The organism is Sorlinia euscelidii, from assembly GCF_036452135.1.
In the GTDB taxonomy this organism is placed as follows: Bacteria; Pseudomonadota; Alphaproteobacteria; order Acetobacterales; family Acetobacteraceae; genus Sorlinia; species Sorlinia euscelidii.
In genome coordinates, this window is record NZ_JAWJZZ010000008.1 from 20,001 (window position 1) to 22,127 (window position 2,127).

General features: G+C 55.7%; 2 rRNA genes (1 of these 2 cut by a window edge). Both read left to right on the forward strand.

Features of this window, described 5'->3' with window-relative positions:
• Positions 1-1,834, forward strand: a 23S ribosomal RNA gene (locus CGLAMM_RS11040) (it extends 898 nt beyond the left edge of the window).
• Between the two features lie 169 nt (positions 1,835-2,003).
• Positions 2,004-2,118 (forward strand): 5S ribosomal RNA (gene rrf / locus CGLAMM_RS11045).
• Positions 2,119-2,127: the final 9 nt, after the last annotated feature.

Below are 2,127 nucleotides of genomic sequence, written 5' to 3' on the forward strand. Positions count from 1 at the left end.
CCGAGGAGTATGAGCACGGCAGACAGACGATGGGTGCTAAGGTCCATTGTCGAGAGGGAAACAGCCCAGACCACCAGCTAAGGCCCCTAAATCGTGGCTAAGTGGGAAAGGATGTGGGGATTCCAAAACAACCAGGAGGTTGGCTTAGAAGCAGCCATCCTTTAAAGAAAGCGTAATAGCTCACTGGTCTAATAGAAACCCTGCGCCGAAAATGTAACGGGGCTCAAGCCACGTGCCGAAGCTGTGGGTGCATACATTGTATGCGCGGTAGCGGAGCGTTCCGTAAGTCTGCGAAGGAGACGGGGTGACCCTCTCTGGAGATATCGGAAGTGCGAATGCTGACATGAGTAGCGACAAACAGTGCGAGAAACACTGTCGCCGAAAGTCCAAGGGTTCCTGCGCAAGGTTAATCCACGCAGGGTAAGCCGGCCCCTAAGGCGAGGGCGAAAGCCGTAGTCGATGGGAACCAGTTGAATATTACTGGGCCTGCCAGAAGTGACGAATGCGATATGTTGTCTGTTCTTAATGGATTGGACAGGCTTTTGGAGCATTCCGGGAAAGAGCTCTGGCATATAGACCGTACCCGAAACCGACACAGGTGGACTGGTAGAGTATACCAAGGCGCTTGAGAGAACGATGCTGAAGGAACTAGGCAAATTGCTCGTGTAACTTCGGGATAAGCGAGACCCGTATGTGGGCAACCATGTGCGGGTGGCACAGACCAGGGGGTAGCGACTGTTTAGTAAAAACACAGGGCTGTGCGAAGTCGAGAGACGACGTATACGGCCTGACGCCTGCCCGGTGCCGGAAGGTTAAGAGGAGATGTGAGAGCATTGAATTGAAGCCCCGGTAAACGGCGGCCGTAACTATAACGGTCCTAAGGTAGCGAAATTCCTTGTCGGGTAAGTTCCGACCTGCACGAATGGCGTAACGACTTCCCCACTGTCTCCAGCATCGGCTCAGCGAAATTGAATTCCCCGTGAAGATGCGGGGTACCCGCGGTCAGACGGAAAGACCCTATGAACCTTTACTGCAGCTTTGCAGTGGCATCAGAGACATTCTGTGTAGGATAGGTGGGAGGCTATGAAGCATGGGCGCCAGTCTGTGTGGAGCCATCCTTGAAATACCACCCTGACTGTCTTTGATGTCTAACCGCGACCCGTAAGCCGGGTCCGGGACCCTGCATGGTGGGCAGTTTGACTGGGGCGGTCGCCTCCCAAAGTGTAACGGAGGCGCGCGATGGTGGGCTCAGGTCGGTCGGAAACCGACTGTCGAGTGCAATGGCATAAGCCCGCCTGACTGTGAGAGTGACAGCTCGAACAGAGACGAAAGTCGGCCATAGTGATCCGGTGGTCCCACGTGGACGGGCCATCGCTCAACGGATAAAAGGTACTCTAGGGATAACAGGCTGATCTCCCCCAAGAGTCCACATCGACGGGGAGGTTTGGCACCTCGATGTCGGCTCATCACATCCTGGGGCTGGAGCAGGTCCCAAGGGTTCGGCTGTTCGCGATAAAGTGGTACGTGAGCTGGGTTTAGAACGTCGTGAGACAGTTCGGTCCCTATCTGCCGTGGGTGTAAGAGACTTGAGAGGATTTGTCCCTAGTACGAGAGGACCGGGATGAACATACCTCTGGTGCACCGGTTGTCGCGCCAGCGGCACCGCCGGGTAGCTAAGTATGGACAGGATAACCGCTGAAAGCATCTAAGCGGGAAACCTACCTCAAAACAAGGTCTCACAGGGCCGTGAAAGACCATCACGTCGATAGGCTGGGTGTGAAAGCGTGGTAACACGTGCAGCTGACCAGTCCTAATCGCCCTTATTACTCACATCAACGCCGCTCTCCCTCACAGGAAAGCAGCATGCACATACATAGCAGTCATCCACGCATCCAAAGCGTCTCTCTCATCTCATTCCACCCCTTCTCCTCATCCCGTCCCGCTCATTAAGCAGGACAGGGCATGCACCAGCCTCTCCACCCTGCAAAGGGTGGGCCAGATGACCTGGTGGCCATGGCGGGAGACTTCCACCCGATCCCTTCCCGAACTCGGCCGTGAAACGCCCCAGCGCCTATGATACTGCAGCTTAAGCTGCGGAAAAGTCGGTCGCCGCCAGGTCTCCTGACC